Origin of the sequence: Streptococcus agalactiae, from assembly GCF_949788565.1 — a bacterium.
In the GTDB taxonomy this organism is placed as follows: domain Bacteria; phylum Bacillota; class Bacilli; order Lactobacillales; family Streptococcaceae; genus Streptococcus; species Streptococcus agalactiae.
On record NZ_OX460931.1, the window covers coordinates 1233329 to 1250680 of the forward strand.

The window sequence follows — 17352 nt, forward strand, 5'->3', positions numbered from 1 at the left end:
TATTAATGTAGTGTCGTTTCTGTGCTTAAATCCCTTATTTTATGGCCTGACAAATCTACCTCTTCCTCAGCGGTTAGGGGATTGATATGATAGTGCCACCAGCGTTCATCGGTTTCCTTATCCGCAAGCCATTTCCAATTCTTATGTTTGAGAGGAAAATATTTCTTGGCTCGAAAAACAGGAATCCCTGCAATGCGTACGAGGCACTCATCTCGTTTCATATTCCCGACTTCATCAGCCGTCATCAAGTCACGGGCAATTTTCTGGTGAGAGGTAGAACTTGAGCCAGTCTGCCCAAAAGAACGACTGGTGCTTCTGACATCAACGGTTTGTTTGCCTAAAAGACCACTCATAAATTTGAAAGTTTCCTCGTCATTTCCACCCAAATAGAGGAGGCTGTCACAGTTCCCCAGTATAGTTTTCCAAGCCTCTTTTTCCTTATAAAGTCCTTGGAGTTGAGCAATATTTTGCAAGATTGGAACTAGACTCATGTTCCTAGAGCGAACTGTTGAGGTTTGTTCGGCAAAGTCTGGAATTTCTCCGACATTCGCAAACTCATCCAGATAGCTTCTAACATGAATAGGCAGTTGCCCTTTAAAGTCAACATCAGCCTGTCTGGTCAAAGTGGAGAAAACCGTAGAGAAAAATAAAGCAGATAGGAAACGAAAGGTCGTATCATTGTCTGGAATAACAAGATAGACCATAGTCTTTTGAGTGCCCCACGTTTTCAAATCCATAGTGTCTCTTTGCGTCAAATCAATCACCGATTGGATATTAAAAAGGGCAAATTTAGCTGTTGTGACCGCAATCACCGAATCCAAGGTCTTGTCCTTGTAGTTCTGAAAATCCGCCCAGTTTCGCATGGTAAAGTTTTCGAGACCATATTTTTTAGCATAATCTTCAAACAGAACTTCAAGAACACTTTTGTCCTGATTGTCTCCCTTTGATAAGAGTTTGATGAGTTTCCCAATCTCAGAAAAGGCTGGATAACGGCCACGCTTACGTCTTGCTTCCTGCTCTTGCTTGGAACTTCCTGGAGGATTGTAAAAATCCACCAAATAAGAGGCAATAGCTCTCACCAATGTCATGGAAGCCTCGTCCCAAAATGGATCACTGCGAGAACCATTTCCTTTGGTATTATTAAAATAGACCGTTAACATGCGGTTCAAATCATTCTCTGTTTCTACATAAAGAAAGGGATTAAAACCGTCTGAATTGGTCATATTAACCAAGTCTAAAACCTTGACCTGATAACCGTTTTCTGAAAAGAGTTTACCTGTCTTCTCAGCCAAATGGTCTTTAGGATCAACGACAATATTGGAACAATTAAGTTGGATAAGGTTGGGTTTCACAAAGCGAAAGGTCTTACCTGCACCAGAACCCCCAATGACAATCAAATTTTTATTTCGGTCAAACTGTGGTTTCTTCTTTTCCAACAAGGTTAGACGAACATCACGAGCCAAAATCGTGTCATTAAAAGGATTCTTACTGTAAAAGTTCCGCTTTTCCTTACTGTTTCCAAATCGTGCAGAACCGTATTCTTCCCCTTCTCGATAGACCTTCTGTCCTGTCGATACATAAAGATAGACTAGTGTCATCGTTAGAACCCCAAGGATAAAGGCAAGAAGAGATTTTTGAGTAAAGGAAAATAGCCATAAAGGATTGAAAACCTGATTTAACCCCTCTCCTAAGAGGTAGGCAAATCGTTCCATAGGTGGGGCATTGGTTAAACTATCATAGAGTAGAGTTAGACGATGGCAGAAATAGCCAAAGGCGAGACCCAAGAGACCAAAGACAAATGCTTTTTGCCTGGAATACATTACAAGGTCACCTCCTTGGTTTTGACTGCCGAAGGTTCTGTCACTCTAATTTTCTCTTTGGCCAGTTCTATCTCTTGGTCCAAGGTTTTATCAAAAGTTAGACCATCTAACTTTTCTGGGTTAGACATCAGTTTCTTCAACAATTCATCCAAGTGATGATCGAGCAAGGTCTTATCCTTGGCATAAAAGTAGAGATAGCCTTTTTGCCAACTAATTGCAATTGGCAGTTTTTCTGACTCCATCAACTCCTTAAATTTCTCCACATCGATTGGCTTATCCAGTATGTCTTTACTAACATCAATCGCTTCAATTGCGTAAGGGCTTTGAAGGAGTTCTTCCAGTTTTTGAACTCCAATCTTATAAGCTGAATCTTGAGCTAAGGCTTGTCTAGCCGACCATTCTAAGAGCTTTAAGAGGGTTCTAACTGTCAATAAACTACTTCTTTCCACGTATTGCATCGCTTGACGTTCTTGTTGTTCAGATGACATGGTGACCTCCTCTTTTTTCGATTCCCTATCAAACATAAGGTGTTTCCATAATACGGAAACACTCTTGATTTTGGTATCACAAGAAAGTTACGACATAAGCCAAACTATTCCAAAGTAAATGTAAGGCGATTGCCGTCATACAATCAGTTTTCAATCGAACAGCAGCCAAGGTCAAGCCAAGACAGCTATACATGAGCCAACTCCCTAACTGATTGGGGCCATGGGATAGAACAAAGAGAAAACTGGTCACGACTACTTGTACAAAAGGGAATGTCAATTTTTCCCACAGCAGTTGCCTATAAACAATCTCTTCAAGGACACTTGCATTTATTAGAAATAATAAAAAGATAATAGGAGGAACCTGTTTTCCTACTTGTACCAATACCGCTTGATTCCTAGTCTGACCTGGAAATAGGAAGCTGATGAAGATTGCAAAAGCAACCATAGCCACAAAGCCAAGAAGAAACCATCTTAGGCGATTTCTCAAGGTTATATTTTTTGCTTGAACAGTTTTATGACGGGCAATCTCTAAGCAAGTCACACTTAATAGGACCAATTGTAGCAAGACTATACCCTCTATTGTCAGATACTCTTTCAGGTATAAACTCACCAGAAGACCGTTAAGCTGTATAGCTAAATAAAACACCACTATCCTTATCATTGTCACCTCTTAAATAAATCTTCATAATCAATGTCTAAGACTAGAACAATACGCTCAACCCATCTTGTTTGTGGCATCAGACGATTGGATTTGTAATGTCGCAGTTTTTGATAGAGACGATTAAACTCACTTGGATAAACATATTGACCGTTGAATACTTTACGTGCTAGTTCTGCCCAAGTGAGTTCTTTTTCGGCCAGAATGATCTCTAAATTGTCCCAAAATCGTTCATTCATCTTCACACCTACCCTGTCACCTGTTTCATCAGGCTGGCCTGAAACAGCTCTTCTTTTACTTGTCTGGGAAGAAAGGTACGCACTTCGTCTAGCCCAATAGCTGGATAGACATGATTCTGACAAACAATGAGTGGCAACCGAAGATTCTGGTCTGGCTTTTGGAGAATAAGCTGAATCATCTCATTCAAACTTATCGAATATTGACGCTTAAAGCGAAGAAATCGTGGCGACAATAACTCAAAACAATCCATTGTTTTGGCAAAGAGTGACAGTAAGATTTCACGGTTTACATCACACGCTTTTATACAACGATAAGTCACACCATAGGTCGTCAAAATGGTTAGTAAATCTTGATTTGTATTGGCATTATTTCCTAGATATACCTCAAGCATAGGCACCTCCTTATAGGGTTAGGCTATTTTCAACTGTTGGTTCAGGAGTTGAGAAATAGCGACTCATATCAATGGGCATCCGTCCTTCACCAAAGCACTTGACCGTCACTAAAGTCGTTAATATGCCATCCTTTCCTCTAGCAGAATAATTTTCACCAAAGGCACGAAAGGCCAGGTGATTGTCTTTCGTCAATAGTGTATCTACACCATTTTTAATATCCCTAGCTTCCAAAAAATCCGAAATCCGATGAAGATTGGATTCGTAGAATAGGGGATCATTCATCTCTTTGTGGTAATCATCTTCAAAAGTCACCTCAAAGTCACAATCAAAATTGGGGAGCGACAGTATCTTTTGTAATAGCTGATTGGTTTCAGCTTGGTGAATACGTTCTTCTAATTCAGTACACTCTAGGATACTTTTCTTATGTAGTAGGTTCATGTTTTTCTTCCTCTTCCATTCTTCTAAATTCTCTGGCAATGGCTTCAATAACTGTGACAGTCACGCTATTGCCGGCCTGTTTGTATAGTTGGCTCTTACTAGAAACACTCTCTGCTCTTTCATAAGCCCAGTCAGGAAAGCCTTGAAGTCTGAAACACTCTCTTGGTGTCAGTCGTCTTATTCTCAGGCGATAAAGTTTCCCCTCTAAGACAATGCCTGTGACTTCATACCACTTATCCTGTCGATATTCCAGAGCAGCAACCACCACTCCCATATTGTCTGAAGTCGTTAGAGTATTAGATATTCCCTTTCCCACACGTCCCCTACGTTTGGTTGAGTCTGGATAAGCCAGATTGACAGAGTCTCCAAGAGTTGCCTTTGCGTAGCCTGTTTTTGTGGCTTCCTTGATTTTCAGAAATGGCAGCTCCTCCCTCAGCAAAATCTTTGGCACCTTGTCTCCACCTTGCATGGTGGTCAAAGTCGGTGACAAGCCAGAAATGTCAAATACTCTACCGGTCTGGTCAAAGCTAGTCGGCAGATTTCCTGCGACAACAACCCCGTGTTTGTCTTGACTGGTCAAAGTAAACATAGGGTCTTGATTGTCCTTAAATCGACGACCATGTTGCCGTTTTTCTAGTCTATCTGGTGTTAAGACTGGAATGGCGATTTTAGCTCCCTCTCCTTTACCTCTTGTTAGTGTAGGAGCAAGTCCACTCGTCAGATAGACTTCACCATTCAAACCACGTTTAGAGGGATTGATATTTCCTAGCCTTTCAAGATGAGCTGGGCTGTTTTCTCTTCTGAGAGGAAATATGAATCTGGGACGGTATCTTCTAGAATGTCCGATAATATAGACCCGCTCTCTGTTTTGCGGGACTTGGAAGTCCTTACTGTTAAGCACCTGCCATTCGACATCATACCCCAATTCATCCATCGTGGAGAGGATAGTGGCGAACGTCCGTCCCTCGTCGTGATTGAGTAGGCCTTTGACGTTTTCCAAAAATAGAAAACGTGGTTGGATTTGTTTGGCCGCTCGAGCAATCTCAAAAAAGAGAGTCCCTCGAGTATCTTCAAATCCCAATCGTCTGCCTGCGAGTGAAAATGCTTGGCAAGGAAATCCCCCGCAGATGATGTCCACTTGCCCTCTAAATTGTCTAAAGTCATGGTCTGTGACCTCTTTAATGTCATGGTATTCTATTTCTCCTTCTGTGTTAAACATGGCTTTATAAGATGTTCTGGCGAATTTATCAATTTCACAAAAGCCCAAACACTCATGGCCCTGTGATTCCATTCCTAGCCTAAAACCGCCTATTCCAGCAAATAAATCTAAAAATTTCATTTTTCCTCTCTTTCCAACTAAAAAAGAGCCTTACACTTGTAAAACTCTTGCTTATATATGATCATCCATTTCTGGTGCACGGATGATTTCAACAATCAAAATGATGATAGAAATCAGATAGATTCCACCTAGTATCCACCAAATCACCTTATTCACCTCCTTTTACTTCTTGTCGTCTCAGTTGCTTGGTCCACTCTGACAGCACACCATTAAATACGTATTCAGCTATTACTTCCGCTGACCGAGCAAATCGCATATGTTCCAATGCATACTGATAACGGTCACTAAAATAAATCATGGCATAGTCACTAGCCGACTGAGATAGACCTGTCTGTCTTAACTGGTCATGAACCAAACCCCAAATATAGTCTCGATCGTACTTGGTCACGCCATCGACTTTTGAAGTAAAGTTTTCTTCTTGTTTCTCATCTACTAGCTGCCTCTCCTCCTCGTCCTCAATAAGGAAATCACTCCCTTTAGTTTCACTATATTTAGTCTCACTTCCTTCAGTCTCACTAGGGGCTGAATATAAGACCGGCCCCGTCTTTCTTTGAGCCCCCCCTAGTGTTTTTTTAACACTAGCCCCGTCTGTATGTAAGACTGGGGTAGTTTCATGTTCTAATTCCCCCAAGTAAATTTTATTTGCCATTCGACCTCTTTCACTAGAGGACTGTTGGACTTCATCAATTAAGCCATATTCGCGTAATATTTTCTTGATAGAGAGTAGTTTTGACTTTGAACAGCCTAATAGTGCCATCAGATTTGAATTGGAATAAATCAAATAAATAGCCCCATCCTCATCAATCCAGCCTTTACTCAAAGACAACTCCAACCGATCTTTTAAAACCGCGTAGGCTACCTTAACCTCCAGCTTCATATCCTTATAACGTTCACTCTCAAACAAGACTTTTGGGAGTTTATAATAACGCTCTGATGTCTGATATTGATTAGCGGTAATTCGTTTCATGATTATCCCTCCAAGACTAAAAGTCCAACATTTCCGAATTCATCAAATTAAATTAAACCTACTTGTTCCATTTCATTAATTAGCTGAGTCGCTTTCTCAATATCAAATACCAAGATTGTCACAAGCTGACACATCACAATTTGACGTGATGATTGTTTTTTCTTTTGCATGATTTTCTCCTGAAAATAAAAAAGACGAGAACACTTATAAAATGTTCTCGCCCAAAGTTTAGGTAATAAATCAATATAAAACAAAAATCCTGCCAAAAATTTTTTGGCAGGATTTTTGGCAGGAAACTAAATCAATTTATCAGTTTCTTCAAATCGCTATAGGCTCTAAAAGACTGGTAAATCGGGATTCCGCTCTCAAATTGCTATAAGCTTCTTATTTAAGAGTAACTGAAGCACCTGCAGCTTCAAGTTTTTCTTTGATTTCGTTAGCTTCTGCTTCTGAAGCACCTTCTTTAATAACTGATGGTGCGTTGTCAACGATAGCTTTAGCTTCTTTAAGACCTTCGCCTGTGATTTCACGAACAACTTTGATAACGCCAACTTTTTTGTCTCCAGCAGCTGTTAATTCAACGTCAAATGAGTCTTTAGCAGCAGCAGCTTCACCACCAGCAGCGGCAGCAGCTACAGGAGCAGCAGCAGTTACACCAAATTCTTCTTCGATAGCTTTTACAAGATCGTTAAGTTCAAGAATTGTAGCTTCTTTAATTTCAGCAATAATATTTTCAATGTTTAATGCCATTGTTATTTCCTCCAAAAATATGTTTTAATATAAAATTATGTAGCTAGGCTACTTGAAGAGTGCTTATGCCACTTCTTCGTCTTTTTCTGCAACTGCTTTGACAGCATATGCAACGTTGCGTACTGGCGCTTGAAGTACTGAAAGGAGCATTGAAAGCATACCTTCTTTGTTTGGTAATTTAGCAAGAGCGTTAATTTCTTCAACTGAAGTGAATTTACCGTCTACTGAACCACCTTTGATTTCAAGAGCTTCTGCATCTTTAGCGAAATCGCTAATAACTTTAGCTGGTGCAATAACATCTTCGTTAGAAAACGCAACTGCTGATGGACCAACAAAAAGTTCTTTAAGGTATTCAAGACCTGCTTTTTCAGCTGCACGAGTTAAAATTGAGTTTTTGATAACTTTAAACTCAACATCGCTTTCACGAAGTGAACGACGTAAGTTAGTATCTTGCTCAACAGTAAGACCACGTGAATCAACAACAACGATACTTGCTGCTGCTTTCATTTTCTCAGCAATAAGTTCAACTTGTTCAGCTTTTTTTGCAATAATTGCTTCACTCATTAGTTTTACCTCCGTTTTTATTTTTTGGGATAGGCACAAAAAAATCGCACCTAAACCTAGACACGAAAGTACAATACGTTATTTTATAATGACGTTTTGTGCCTCGGTAGGAATATTATGAGCACTGCTCCCCTACTGTCTTAGGTCAGTTTCATCAGAAACTTTAAATAGTATAACTTATAATTCTAGCATTGTCAATAATTTTTATTATTTTTCTGAAATAATTTTATAGTACCAAAAAATACTAAAATAGTTATCTTTATATCAAAAAAATAATATTTTAGTATTTATTTATTGACCTTTACTGACTAAAGGTGTATTATAGTACCAGAAAGATAATTAAATATTTAAATTAGACCTCTCTATATGTATTAAAGTATAGGAATAAATAATTAACTTTCAAAAATTAAAATCAATTGAGGTATTTGATATATGGCAAATAATAATTTTTATAATCGTGACCCTTTTGGAAATATGGATGATATTTTTAATTCTCTAATGGGAAATATGGGGGGCTATAACAGTGAGAATAAGCGATACTTAATCAATGGACGGGAAGTTACTCCTGAAGAATTCAGTCAATATCGTCAAACTGGAAAGCTCCCCGGTCAAGAGCTAAATAACCAAAACACTCCTACAAACCAAGTCTCTGAAGATAGTGTTTTGACTAAATTAGGAACTAATTTAACCGATCAAGCACGTCAGCATTTGCTAGATCCAGTTATTGGACGAAACAAAGAAATTCAGGAAACTGCAGAAATTCTAGCTCGTCGTACTAAAAATAATCCTGTTCTGGTTGGTGATGCAGGTGTTGGTAAAACAGCTGTTATTGAAGGTTTGGCACAAGCAATTATAAATGGTGATGTCCCTGCTGCTATCAAAAATAAAGAAATTATTTCGATAGATATTTCTAGCCTTGAAGCTGGCACCCAATATAGGGGTAGTTTTGAAGAAAATATTCAAAATATCATAAAAGAAGTTAAGGAAACAGGAAATATTATTCTCTTCTTTGATGAAATACACCAAATATTAGGAGCCGGTTCAACTGGTGGTGATAGTGGCTCTAAGGGGCTCGCAGATATACTTAAGCCTGCACTTTCACGTGGTGAGTTAACGGTTATAGGTGCAACTACTCAAGATGAATATCGTAACACCATTCTCAAGAATGCTGCCTTAGCACGTCGCTTTAACGAAGTTAAAGTCAATGCACCTTCCGCACAAGATACTTTCAATATCCTTATGGGGATAAGAAATCTCTATGAGCAACATCATAATGTTGTTTTACCTGACTCTGTTTTGAAAGCAGCTGTAGATTTATCTATTCAATACATCCCACAAAGAAGTCTCCCTGATAAAGCAATTGACCTTATTGATATGACTGCTGCACACCTAGCTGCGCAACATCCCGTAACTGACCTTAAATCCTTAGAAAAAGAAATCGCTGAGCAAAGAGACAAGCAAGAAAAAGCTGTCAATACTGAAGATTTTGAAGAAGCTCTTAAGGTCAAGACACGCATTGAAGAGTTACAAAACCAGATTGATAATCATACCGAAGGACAAAAAGTCACTGCAACTATCAACGATATCGCTATGTCAATTGAGCGTCTAACTGGAGTTCCTGTATCAAATATGGGTGCTAGTGATATTGAACGCTTAAAAGAACTTGGCAATCGTCTAAAAGGTAAAGTCATTGGTCAAAATGATGCTGTTGAGGCAGTTGCGAGAGCTATTCGCCGAAATCGTGCTGGTTTCGATGATGGTAATCGTCCGATTGGTAGCTTTCTATTTGTTGGACCAACTGGAGTTGGTAAAACTGAGCTAGCAAAGCAATTAGCTTTTGATATGTTCGGATCAAAGGATGCTATCGTTAGACTTGATATGTCTGAATATAATGATCGTACAGCAGTTTCTAAGCTAATTGGAGCGACTGCTGGTTACGTTGGTTATGACGACAATAGTAATACACTAACAGAACGTATCCGTCGAAACCCTTATTCTATTGTTCTTCTTGATGAAATCGAAAAAGCTGACCCGCAAGTTATCACGCTTCTCCTTCAAGTTCTAGATGATGGCCGTTTAACTGATGGTCAAGGAAACACTATTAACTTTAAAAATACTGTTATCATTGCAACCTCAAATGCAGGTTTTGGAAACGAAGCATTTACAGGTGACAGCGATAAAGACTTGAAAATTATGGAACGAATTTCTCCATATTTCCGTCCAGAATTTCTAAATCGTTTCAATGGTGTTATTGAATTCTCTCACCTAAGCAAAGATGACTTAAGCGAAATTGTAGATTTGATGCTTGATGAAGTTAACCAAACAATTGGCAAAAAAGGAATTGACCTTGTGGTAGATGAAAATGTTAAATCACACTTAATTGAACTGGGTTATGACGAAGCAATGGGAGTACGTCCATTGCGCCGTGTCATCGAGCAAGAGATTCGAGATCGCATCACAGACTACTATCTCGATCATACAGATGTTAAACACCTAAAAGCTAATTTGCAAGATGGCCAAATCGACATTTCTGAAAGATAAAAACAAAACCCGTTTGGAAGAATCCAAGCGGGTTTTCTAGTGGATTGAAAAAGGGAATCAGAACTTATCAAAATCTTTTTTAATTCACTTTACTTATGTCAAATGTGCTGAGAGGTCAGCAATATCAGCTGGTCTAGTTCGGCAACAACCTCCGACAACTTGGGCGCCAAGTTTTTGCCAGTCACTTGTATTTTCAAGTAGGGTGTGTGAATGATCTGGGTTAGATTGCCAAGATTGGCTTGCCCCATCATAAACCTCTCCAGAGTTTGGATAGGTCACAAGAGGCTTGTTAGTCTGCTCTGCTATTGCTTGCAAGAAATCAGCAACTAACGATGGACTTGAACAGTTAATGCCCAGCGCCACGACCTGTGGGCTAACATCAATAGCTTTCGCCAAGTCTGCAACAGCACTACCATCTGAGATAGTCTTACCATCTTGAGAGGTGAATGACATATAAGCCTCAACCTGAGGGAAATCCTCGGCAAGTAGCTCAATAAGAGCCTCAGCCTCCTGAGCACTTGGAATGGTTTCAAGTGCCAGAAGATCAACGCCCTCATCTAAAAGAAGCTCAATACGATGGCGATGGAAATTTTTGAGACCTTCCTTATCAATATCGTAGAGCCCTGTGTACTCAGAACCGTCCGCCAAAAAGGCAGCGTAGGGACCAACATCCCCAGAAATCAAAGGATAGATTCTTTCTGATTTTTCTTCTTTTGTCAAACTTTTCCAAACTTGCTCACGCGCAACTTTTGCCAACTGAACAGTTAAGCGAATCAAGTCTTCTGCCTGACTTTCAGAGACACCAACTTGAGCTAGCCCTTGTAAAGTCGCCTGATAAGTTGATGTCGTCACAATATCAGCGCCAGCACGAATATAATCTTCATGAATGGTCTGAATAGCTGCTGGATCCTCAATCAGATATTTGGCTGACCAAAGTTTCCCAGAAACATCACAACCTCTACTCTCAAGCTCGGTCCCCAAGGCACCATGTAGGATGAGAGTTTTTTTACTCTCTAAAAATTCTTTAAATCTTCCCATAAGATCACCATTTCTTGTAACGTAGTTTGTGATAAATATAGCAGAAAATAATAAATGGAACACCGAAGTAAAGCCCAGCACGTTGTGAGCTATCCCAAGCAATCCCCACAATCGAAATCAAAAGCAAAATGATTGTGATATAAGGGAGAACTGGTGTAAAAGGTGTTTTGTAAGACAAATCTTCTAGTCGATTCTCTTTCAAGAATTCCTTGCGGAAATTGATTTGTGCGACCGGAATGGCTAGCCATACGACAACAACAGCAAAGCCCGCGATTGAAACCAAGGCTAGATAAACTGTGTCTGCAGCGTAAATACTTGAAAAGAGCGACAGCACTGCTCCTGCCATTGACAAGAGAAGAGCACGCATTGGGACACCGTGTTTATTGATTTTCACGACAGATTTTGACAACATACCTTCATTAGCAAGGGACCAGAGCATACGGCTTGATGCGTAGAGACCTGAGTTACCAGCAGACAGAATGGCTGTCAAGATAACGAAGTTCATGATATCCGCCGCAAAAGGGATTCCCATCTTGTCAAAGACATCAACGAATGGTGCTGTGGATACGCCTGCCTCTTTCATTGGCAATAGCGAAGCTAGGACAACAATTGTCAGTACAAAGAAAACAACCAAGCGACCGATTGTCGTTTTAATAGCCCTTGGCACAGCTTCTTTGGGATTATCCGTTTCACCAGCCGCAATACCAATTAACTCAGTACCAGAGAAAGCATAGTTAACAGCCAACATGACTGAGACAACTGCAACGATACCATTTGGAAAGGCACCATTGGCAGTCAGATGAGTGAAGAGAATAGCCTTGTGCTGACCTTCAAAGGAAACTAGACCAAACATAGCACCTAAGCCCAAGATAATAAAGATAATGATAGCAATAACCTTAATACTTGAGAAGAAAGACTCTGCTTCTGCAAAAAAGCGTACGCTAAGAGCATTTAAACCAAAAATCACAAGGGCAAAAAAGGAAGCAAATGCCCAAGCCGGCACATTTGGGAACCAGCGCTGCATCAGCATGGCAGCACCTAAAAATTCAGTCCCCAAGGCGACCGTCCAACAAATCCAATATAGCCAGGCAACAGTAAAACCTGTTCCAGGACTGATAAACTTAGTGGCATAAGTGTGGAATGACCCCGTCACCGGCATGGCAACCGCCAATTCCCCAAGTGATAGCATGACCAAATAAACCACAACGGCACCAATCAAATAAGATAGCACCGCTCCAAGTGGACCAGCCTGTGCAATGGTGTAACCTGAACTCAAGAAAAGCCCAGTCCCGATAACACCACCTAGCGATAACATAAAGAGATGACGACTGGTCATCTTACGTTGGAATTTACCTTCATCTTCATAACGATGATTTTCCATAACAACCTCCAAGAAACTAATACTTTTATCCTACCACAATCTAGTCGTATTGGGGAATAGGTATTAGCTATCATATATGATAAAGAAAAACTATTACAAAAAATCAGCGAATCATAAATAGCGGTAACCTTATTTTTTTAGCCTTACAAAATTAACGACCTTATGAAAACGGTCCATTTGCCAAGGACTAATAATATAATTGGTCTCCTTATCCTTCAATAGCTGTACAGGTGCAATAATGCTAGTTAGTACACAGACAATCAACATGATAAAACCACCTAGTCAATCTCCCCAAGTGAGTATTCCTTCTGCACTAGCTTGATAGATGTATGCGCAAGCTATTGGTACTAGGAGAAATACTGTCGTTGCTAGACCAGGATTATACCAAGTTTTAAGTTTAATATTCATCTGAAAACCATGACCCAAGAGCTGCGTTAGACTAAAGAACATGACTCCCAATCCAAGCCAATAAGCTTGAGGAAAAGCAATACTAGCAATGTAAAGCAACCAAGCAATAGTATTAACCAACATAATAGACTGAGTATTACCTGGAAAACGATCCATCAGCTCTTCTTCATCATAAACAACATAGTTAATGATAGGTGATGCCCCACCAGGAAACTGATATTCTTCAAATTGATGGGCAAGAAGCGCCATAAAGTTAAAATACAATAGATAGTGAAGCATCGACCAGTCAGGTCTAAAAACAAGCAATATTACTGCTAAAATAATAAATAAAATTGCTCCAAAACGATACCAGTAATTTCTAAAATATGACATGATAATACCTCCTATTTAAACTGTGTTTCACGAAAATGTGTTAAAAATGGTTTTGAGCGTGAAAGATCAACATCATTAAATGCGTAATTTGAATATCGACCTAAACGCTTATAGATTGAGGAACGAAAGGCTATAAAGTAGTTAAGAACAATCCATATCAGCGCTAAAAACCAATCAAGTCCAGAATACAAGTTCCAATAATGAGCTAAATAATAGACAGAAACAGGGACAAGACCGACTAAGGTCGTAAGAAGTCCTGGATTATACCACTTCTTCAAGGAAAGGTTAAAAAAGAAAAGATGCATAGCAAGTTCTGCAAAGGCAAAAATCATGACTGCAAGTGTTAAAAATGGTATATTGGGACAAAAAATCGGCAAAAGATAAACAATCACTGCAAACCACTGATTCCCGAAAAAGGCTGATAGATGGTTTAAGTCCCACTTACTAGTATCAGTTTCAACCGATTTAAGTTCAACTAGCATAGCGATAAGCGGAAAACCTCCAGGGAAACCAAATTCCTCGAAAAAGTGTAATTGAATAAAAAGTCCCGAAATAAGTAGTGACTGCACTCGTAAATCCCAATTTCCAAAAAATAATGCTAAGGCAAAAAGAGAGGCAAGATAGGGACAAAAAAGGTACCATTTTGTTATCAATGCTTTCATAAGATGACCTCCAATATTTGTGACATTTGATACCATATAGTATAATCAAGTGAACCTATAATATCAATATCTTTGGAGGTTTTATGCACAAATGACTGAAAGTGTGACAGTTAATAAAAAGAGAATAAAACAAATCACTCAAACACAAGAGGATATCTTAACAGCTTTTGGCCAACTTTTGGAAGAATATCCCTATGAAAAAATTCAGATTAGCCAAATTGCCAAGAAATCTGGCTATGCTAGAAGAACCTTTTACCGACACTTTGACAGTCGAGATGACCTACTTACCCTTTTCATCGAAAGACTAACATTAAATCTCTTTAAGCAACTTGGTCAATTGGAGCAACCTACTTTTAGCCAAGTTTTCCAGAATTTTTTTAGTTATTGGTCTGATTATAAATCCCTTCTTCTCATTCTTAGAAAGAATGACCTACTTCCTCAATTTCAACAATCCTGGTTCCGACATATTGATTTGATAGAGTTAGGTCGTGGTGATTTATCTACCAATACCTATGCTCAGCGATTTGCGATTGGTGGTATTTTCAGTGTTCTAATTGAGTGGATTCATCAGGACTGCCAAACAAGTATCGAAGTATTAACTCAAGTTTCCTTCGATATTATCAATCATTTAAAAAATTAAAAAGAGCTTTGCAGTAGTCTCAACAGCTACTGCAAAGCTCTTTTTGTCATAAACTCTCAAATTATAACTCAGATAAAATAGTATCCCATGATTCATCAAGACCTGTGCGGTCAACAGATGAAAAGACGATGAAATGGTCCTTTTTATCAAAGTTTAATTTCTTCTTAATAGACGATTCATGTTTATTCCACTTGCCACGAGGTATTTTATCTGCCTTTGTCGCTACAATAATGACTGGAATCTCATAGTACTTAAGAAATTCATACATTTGAATATCGTCCGCACTTGGATCATGACGAAAATCAACTAAACTAACAACAACACGAAGGTTATCACGTGTTACAAGGTACTCTTCAATCATCTTGCCCCACTTAGCACGCTCAGTTTTAGACACCTTAGCGTAGCCATATCCAGGGACATCGACAAAACGCAGTTTGTCATCAATGTTATAAAAGTTGAGCAGTTGTGTCTTACCTGGCTTACTCGACGTACGCGCTAGGTTTTTACGACCAAGAAGCGTGTTGATAAAACTTGATTTACCAACATTTGAACGACCAGCGAGAGCAACTTCTGGGAGATCATCCTGAGGATAATGTGACTTGTTAGCTGCACTCAATAAAATAGACGCATTATGAGTATTTAAAAATTCTTCTGCCATCTCTATCTCCCTAAGCCGTCTCTAAAACAGGCTTGTCAGTACCCTCAACAGCAGCCTTTGTGATACGAACTTTTGTTACATCTTCTTGGCTTGGAATTTCAAACATGATATCAAGCATCGTTTCTTCAATAATAGAACGTAAACCACGTGCACCAGTCTTGCGCTCGATAGCCTTATCAGCGATAGCTAATAGAGCATCCTGATCAAATTCCAATTCTACACCATCATAAGATAATAAGGTTTGGTATTGTTTAACCAAAGCATTGCGTGGTTCTGTCAGAATACGAACCAGATCTTCTGCAGTAAGAAGTTCTAACGCTGCAACTACTGGTAAACGGCCAATAAACTCTGGAATCAGTCCAAACTTTTGAATATCCTCAGAAATTATCTCTTGCATATAAGAAGCGTTGTCATCAATTTTGCGGCTTGTCTGTCCAAAACCAATAACTTTTTCGCCTAAACGTTGCTTCACAAGGTCTTCAATACCATCAAAAGCACCACCGACAATAAAAAGGATGTTCTTGGTATTAATTTGAATCATTTCTTGGTTAGGATGTTTACGCCCACCCTGTGGGGGAACACTTGCTACCGTACCCTCAATAATTTTAAGAAGGGCTTGCTGTACACCTTCACCAGATACATCACGTGTGATAGAAACATTTTCGCCTTTCTTAGCAATTTTATCTATTTCATCAACGTAGATAATACCACGCTCAGCACGTTCGACATTATAATCAGCAGCTTGAATCAATTTAAGAAGAATATTCTCAACATCTTCTCCAACGTATCCTGCTTCGGTCAATGAAGTCGCATCTGCAATAGCAAACGGTACATTAAGGCTTTTAGCTAGTGTTTGTGCTAAGAAGGTTTTTCCTGAGCCAGTTGGACCAATCATCAAAATGTTGGATTTTTGCAAATCTACATCATCATCACTACTCTCGGTATAACTAACACGCTTGTAATGATTGTAGACAGCAACTGCTAAAGCACGTTTAGCACGATCTTGCCCTACAACATATTGATTTAATATTTCTAATAGTTCCTTAGGTTTTGGTACTTCTGCTAAATCAGCAAGTACTTCCTCAGCTAATTCTTCCTTAATAATTTCTTGTGATAAGGCCACACATTCATTACAAATGAAAACACCATTACCTGCAATAATTTTTTTTACTTCATCTTGGCTTTTGCCACAAAATGAACAATAGACATTCATATCGTTATTACGATTCCCAGCCATTTTTTCCTCAACTTTTCTATTCATTTAATTTAAAATAATGTTCCATAAAAGGCATGGATTGTGTTGACAAGGTTAGTGAAAGCATTCATCAAAAAAACCGTTCCTAATCCATATCTTTTTTTCTTTATAGCAGGAATTGCACATAAAACACAAATCACAGCTAAAAATGCGGTAAAGACCCCAAAAAGGCTACGTTGCATTGAATAGTATTCCTTCCTTATTTTTCAAAATATGTCACAGTAAAAGCATGAGCATTCTGCTCATCCTTTTCAAAATAATCTCTAGAGATAACTTTAAACTCAGATAGATTAACATCAGGAAAATAGGTATCACCTTTAAATTTTCCATGAACTTTAGTTTTTATGATTGCTTCACAATAAGGCAGAAATGCTTTATAAATACTTGCACCACCTACAATAAATAAGGTCTTATTATGTTCCTGAAACCATTTTATAACTTGTTCAACACTATTTAGGACTGTCACTCCATCTGCTTGGAATTGTTCATCTTTTGTTAAGATGATTGTCTCTCTACCAGGTAAAACACGACGGTTCATTCCATCAAAGGTCTTTCGTCCCATAAGCAAAGCCTGCCCCATGGTCGTTTCTTTGAAGTGATGTAACTCTTTAGGAAGCCTCCATGGTAAACCGCCATTAACTCCAATCAAATGGTCTTCATCTTCAGCCCAAATGGCAATTATTTGCTTTGTCATGACTTTTTTCCTCACTAACTTATCTCTAGATATTCTAACAAATTTTA

The 17352-nt window shown here is 38.9% G+C and carries 19 protein-coding genes, 1 pseudogene and 1 other annotated feature; of the genes and pseudogenes, 2 read left to right on the forward strand and 18 right to left on the reverse strand.

Annotated features, from left to right (window positions below):
• Positions 1-2: 2 nt before the first annotated feature.
• The 11 genes from QOR44_RS06350 to rplJ form a co-directional block, all read right to left on the reverse strand.
• Positions 3-1820, reverse strand: coding sequence for a VirD4-like conjugal transfer protein, CD1115 family (locus tag QOR44_RS06350; RefSeq protein WP_105105269.1), 1818 nt, complete (start codon positions 1818-1820; stop codon positions 3-5).
• Positions 1820-2308, reverse strand: a complete 489-nt coding sequence (locus tag QOR44_RS06355; protein ID WP_105105282.1) for a hypothetical protein — start codon at positions 2306-2308, stop codon at positions 1820-1822. The genes QOR44_RS06350 and QOR44_RS06355 overlap by 1 nt, the downstream gene beginning before the upstream one ends.
• Before the next feature lie 76 nt (positions 2309-2384).
• Positions 2385-2969 carry a CPBP family intramembrane glutamic endopeptidase gene (locus QOR44_RS06360; protein ID WP_043037154.1) on the reverse strand — a complete coding sequence of 195 codons (585 nt, stop codon included), beginning with the start codon at positions 2967-2969 and terminating at the stop codon, positions 2385-2387.
• 2 nt (positions 2970-2971) lie between these two features.
• On the reverse strand, positions 2972-3205 hold the full coding sequence (locus QOR44_RS06365; protein WP_014636955.1) for a hypothetical protein: 234 nt from the start codon (positions 3203-3205) through the stop codon (positions 2972-2974).
• A gap of 8 nt (positions 3206-3213) precedes the next feature.
• Entirely contained in the window at positions 3214-3597 is a 384-nt protein-coding gene (locus tag QOR44_RS06370) for a thioredoxin domain-containing protein (protein WP_002935121.1), read from the reverse strand.
• 10 nt (positions 3598-3607) lie between these two features.
• A complete protein-coding gene (locus tag QOR44_RS06375) occupies positions 3608-4036 on the reverse strand; it encodes a hypothetical protein (protein ID WP_141444553.1) in 429 nt (142 codons plus the stop codon).
• Positions 4020-5375, reverse strand: coding sequence for a DNA (cytosine-5-)-methyltransferase (dcm, locus tag QOR44_RS06380; RefSeq protein ID WP_141444552.1), 1356 nt, complete (start codon positions 5373-5375; stop codon positions 4020-4022). The genes QOR44_RS06375 and dcm overlap by 17 nt, the downstream gene beginning before the upstream one ends.
• A gap of 148 nt (positions 5376-5523) precedes the next feature.
• Positions 5524-6342, reverse strand: coding sequence for a replication initiator protein A (locus QOR44_RS06385; RefSeq protein WP_000822795.1), 819 nt, complete (start codon positions 6340-6342; stop codon positions 5524-5526).
• Between the two features lie 47 nt (positions 6343-6389).
• Positions 6390-6512 carry a hypothetical protein gene (locus QOR44_RS06390; protein ID WP_017648302.1) on the reverse strand — a complete coding sequence of 41 codons (123 nt, stop codon included), beginning with the start codon at positions 6510-6512 and terminating at the stop codon, positions 6390-6392.
• Positions 6513-6726: 214 nt separating this feature from the next.
• Entirely contained in the window at positions 6727-7092 is a 366-nt protein-coding gene (gene rplL / locus QOR44_RS06395) for a 50S ribosomal protein L7/L12 (RefSeq protein ID WP_001196973.1), read from the reverse strand.
• Positions 7093-7155: 63 nt separating this feature from the next.
• Positions 7156-7656: a 50S ribosomal protein L10 gene (gene rplJ, locus QOR44_RS06400; protein ID WP_141444551.1), complete on the reverse strand. Its 501-nt coding sequence runs from the start codon at positions 7654-7656 to the stop codon at positions 7156-7158.
• Positions 7657-7685: 29 nt separating this feature from the next.
• Positions 7686-7819, reverse strand: a sequence feature (ribosomal protein L10 leader region).
• A 269-nt stretch (positions 7820-8088) separates the two neighbouring features.
• Between rplJ and QOR44_RS06405 the strand changes: the two genes are divergently transcribed.
• Positions 8089-10197 (forward strand): AAA family ATPase, encoded by a 2109-nt coding sequence (locus tag QOR44_RS06405; RefSeq protein ID WP_025195480.1) that lies wholly within the window; start codon positions 8089-8091, stop codon positions 10195-10197.
• Positions 10198-10290: 93 nt separating this feature from the next.
• On the opposite strand, the gene mmuM is transcribed toward QOR44_RS06405, so the two are convergent.
• The 4 genes and pseudogenes from mmuM to QOR44_RS06425 form a co-directional block, all read right to left on the reverse strand.
• Positions 10291-11235, reverse strand: coding sequence for a homocysteine S-methyltransferase (gene mmuM / locus QOR44_RS06410; RefSeq protein WP_000532323.1), 945 nt, complete (start codon positions 11233-11235; stop codon positions 10291-10293).
• Positions 11236-11239: 4 nt separating this feature from the next.
• The gene (locus tag QOR44_RS06415) at positions 11240-12616 is read right to left on the reverse strand and encodes an amino acid permease (protein ID WP_000427484.1); all 1377 of its coding nucleotides are present in this window, start codon (positions 12614-12616) and stop codon (positions 11240-11242) included.
• Positions 12617-12745: 129 nt separating this feature from the next.
• Positions 12746-13396: pseudogene (locus QOR44_RS06420) on the reverse strand (HXXEE domain-containing protein).
• An 11-nt stretch (positions 13397-13407) separates the two neighbouring features.
• Positions 13408-14058: an HXXEE domain-containing protein gene (locus QOR44_RS06425; protein ID WP_000645478.1), complete on the reverse strand. Its 651-nt coding sequence runs from the start codon at positions 14056-14058 to the stop codon at positions 13408-13410.
• 91 nt (positions 14059-14149) lie between these two features.
• Here QOR44_RS06425 and QOR44_RS06430 point away from each other — a divergent pair, with 91 nt between their 5' ends.
• The gene (locus QOR44_RS06430; RefSeq protein ID WP_000140664.1) at positions 14150-14698 is read left to right on the forward strand and encodes a TetR/AcrR family transcriptional regulator; all 549 of its coding nucleotides are present in this window, start codon (positions 14150-14152) and stop codon (positions 14696-14698) included.
• A 61-nt stretch (positions 14699-14759) separates the two neighbouring features.
• On the opposite strand, the gene yihA is transcribed toward QOR44_RS06430, so the two are convergent.
• The 3 genes from yihA to QOR44_RS06445 form a co-directional block, all read right to left on the reverse strand.
• Positions 14760-15356 (reverse strand): ribosome biogenesis GTP-binding protein YihA/YsxC, encoded by a 597-nt coding sequence (gene yihA / locus QOR44_RS06435; protein ID WP_000796925.1) that lies wholly within the window; start codon positions 15354-15356, stop codon positions 14760-14762.
• Between the two features lie 10 nt (positions 15357-15366).
• Positions 15367-16593 (reverse strand): ATP-dependent Clp protease ATP-binding subunit ClpX, encoded by a 1227-nt coding sequence (gene clpX, locus QOR44_RS06440; RefSeq protein WP_000918415.1) that lies wholly within the window; start codon positions 16591-16593, stop codon positions 15367-15369.
• Between the two features lie 217 nt (positions 16594-16810).
• Positions 16811-17305, reverse strand: coding sequence for a dihydrofolate reductase (locus QOR44_RS06445; protein ID WP_000166043.1), 495 nt, complete (start codon positions 17303-17305; stop codon positions 16811-16813).
• Positions 17306-17352 lie beyond the last annotated feature (47 nt).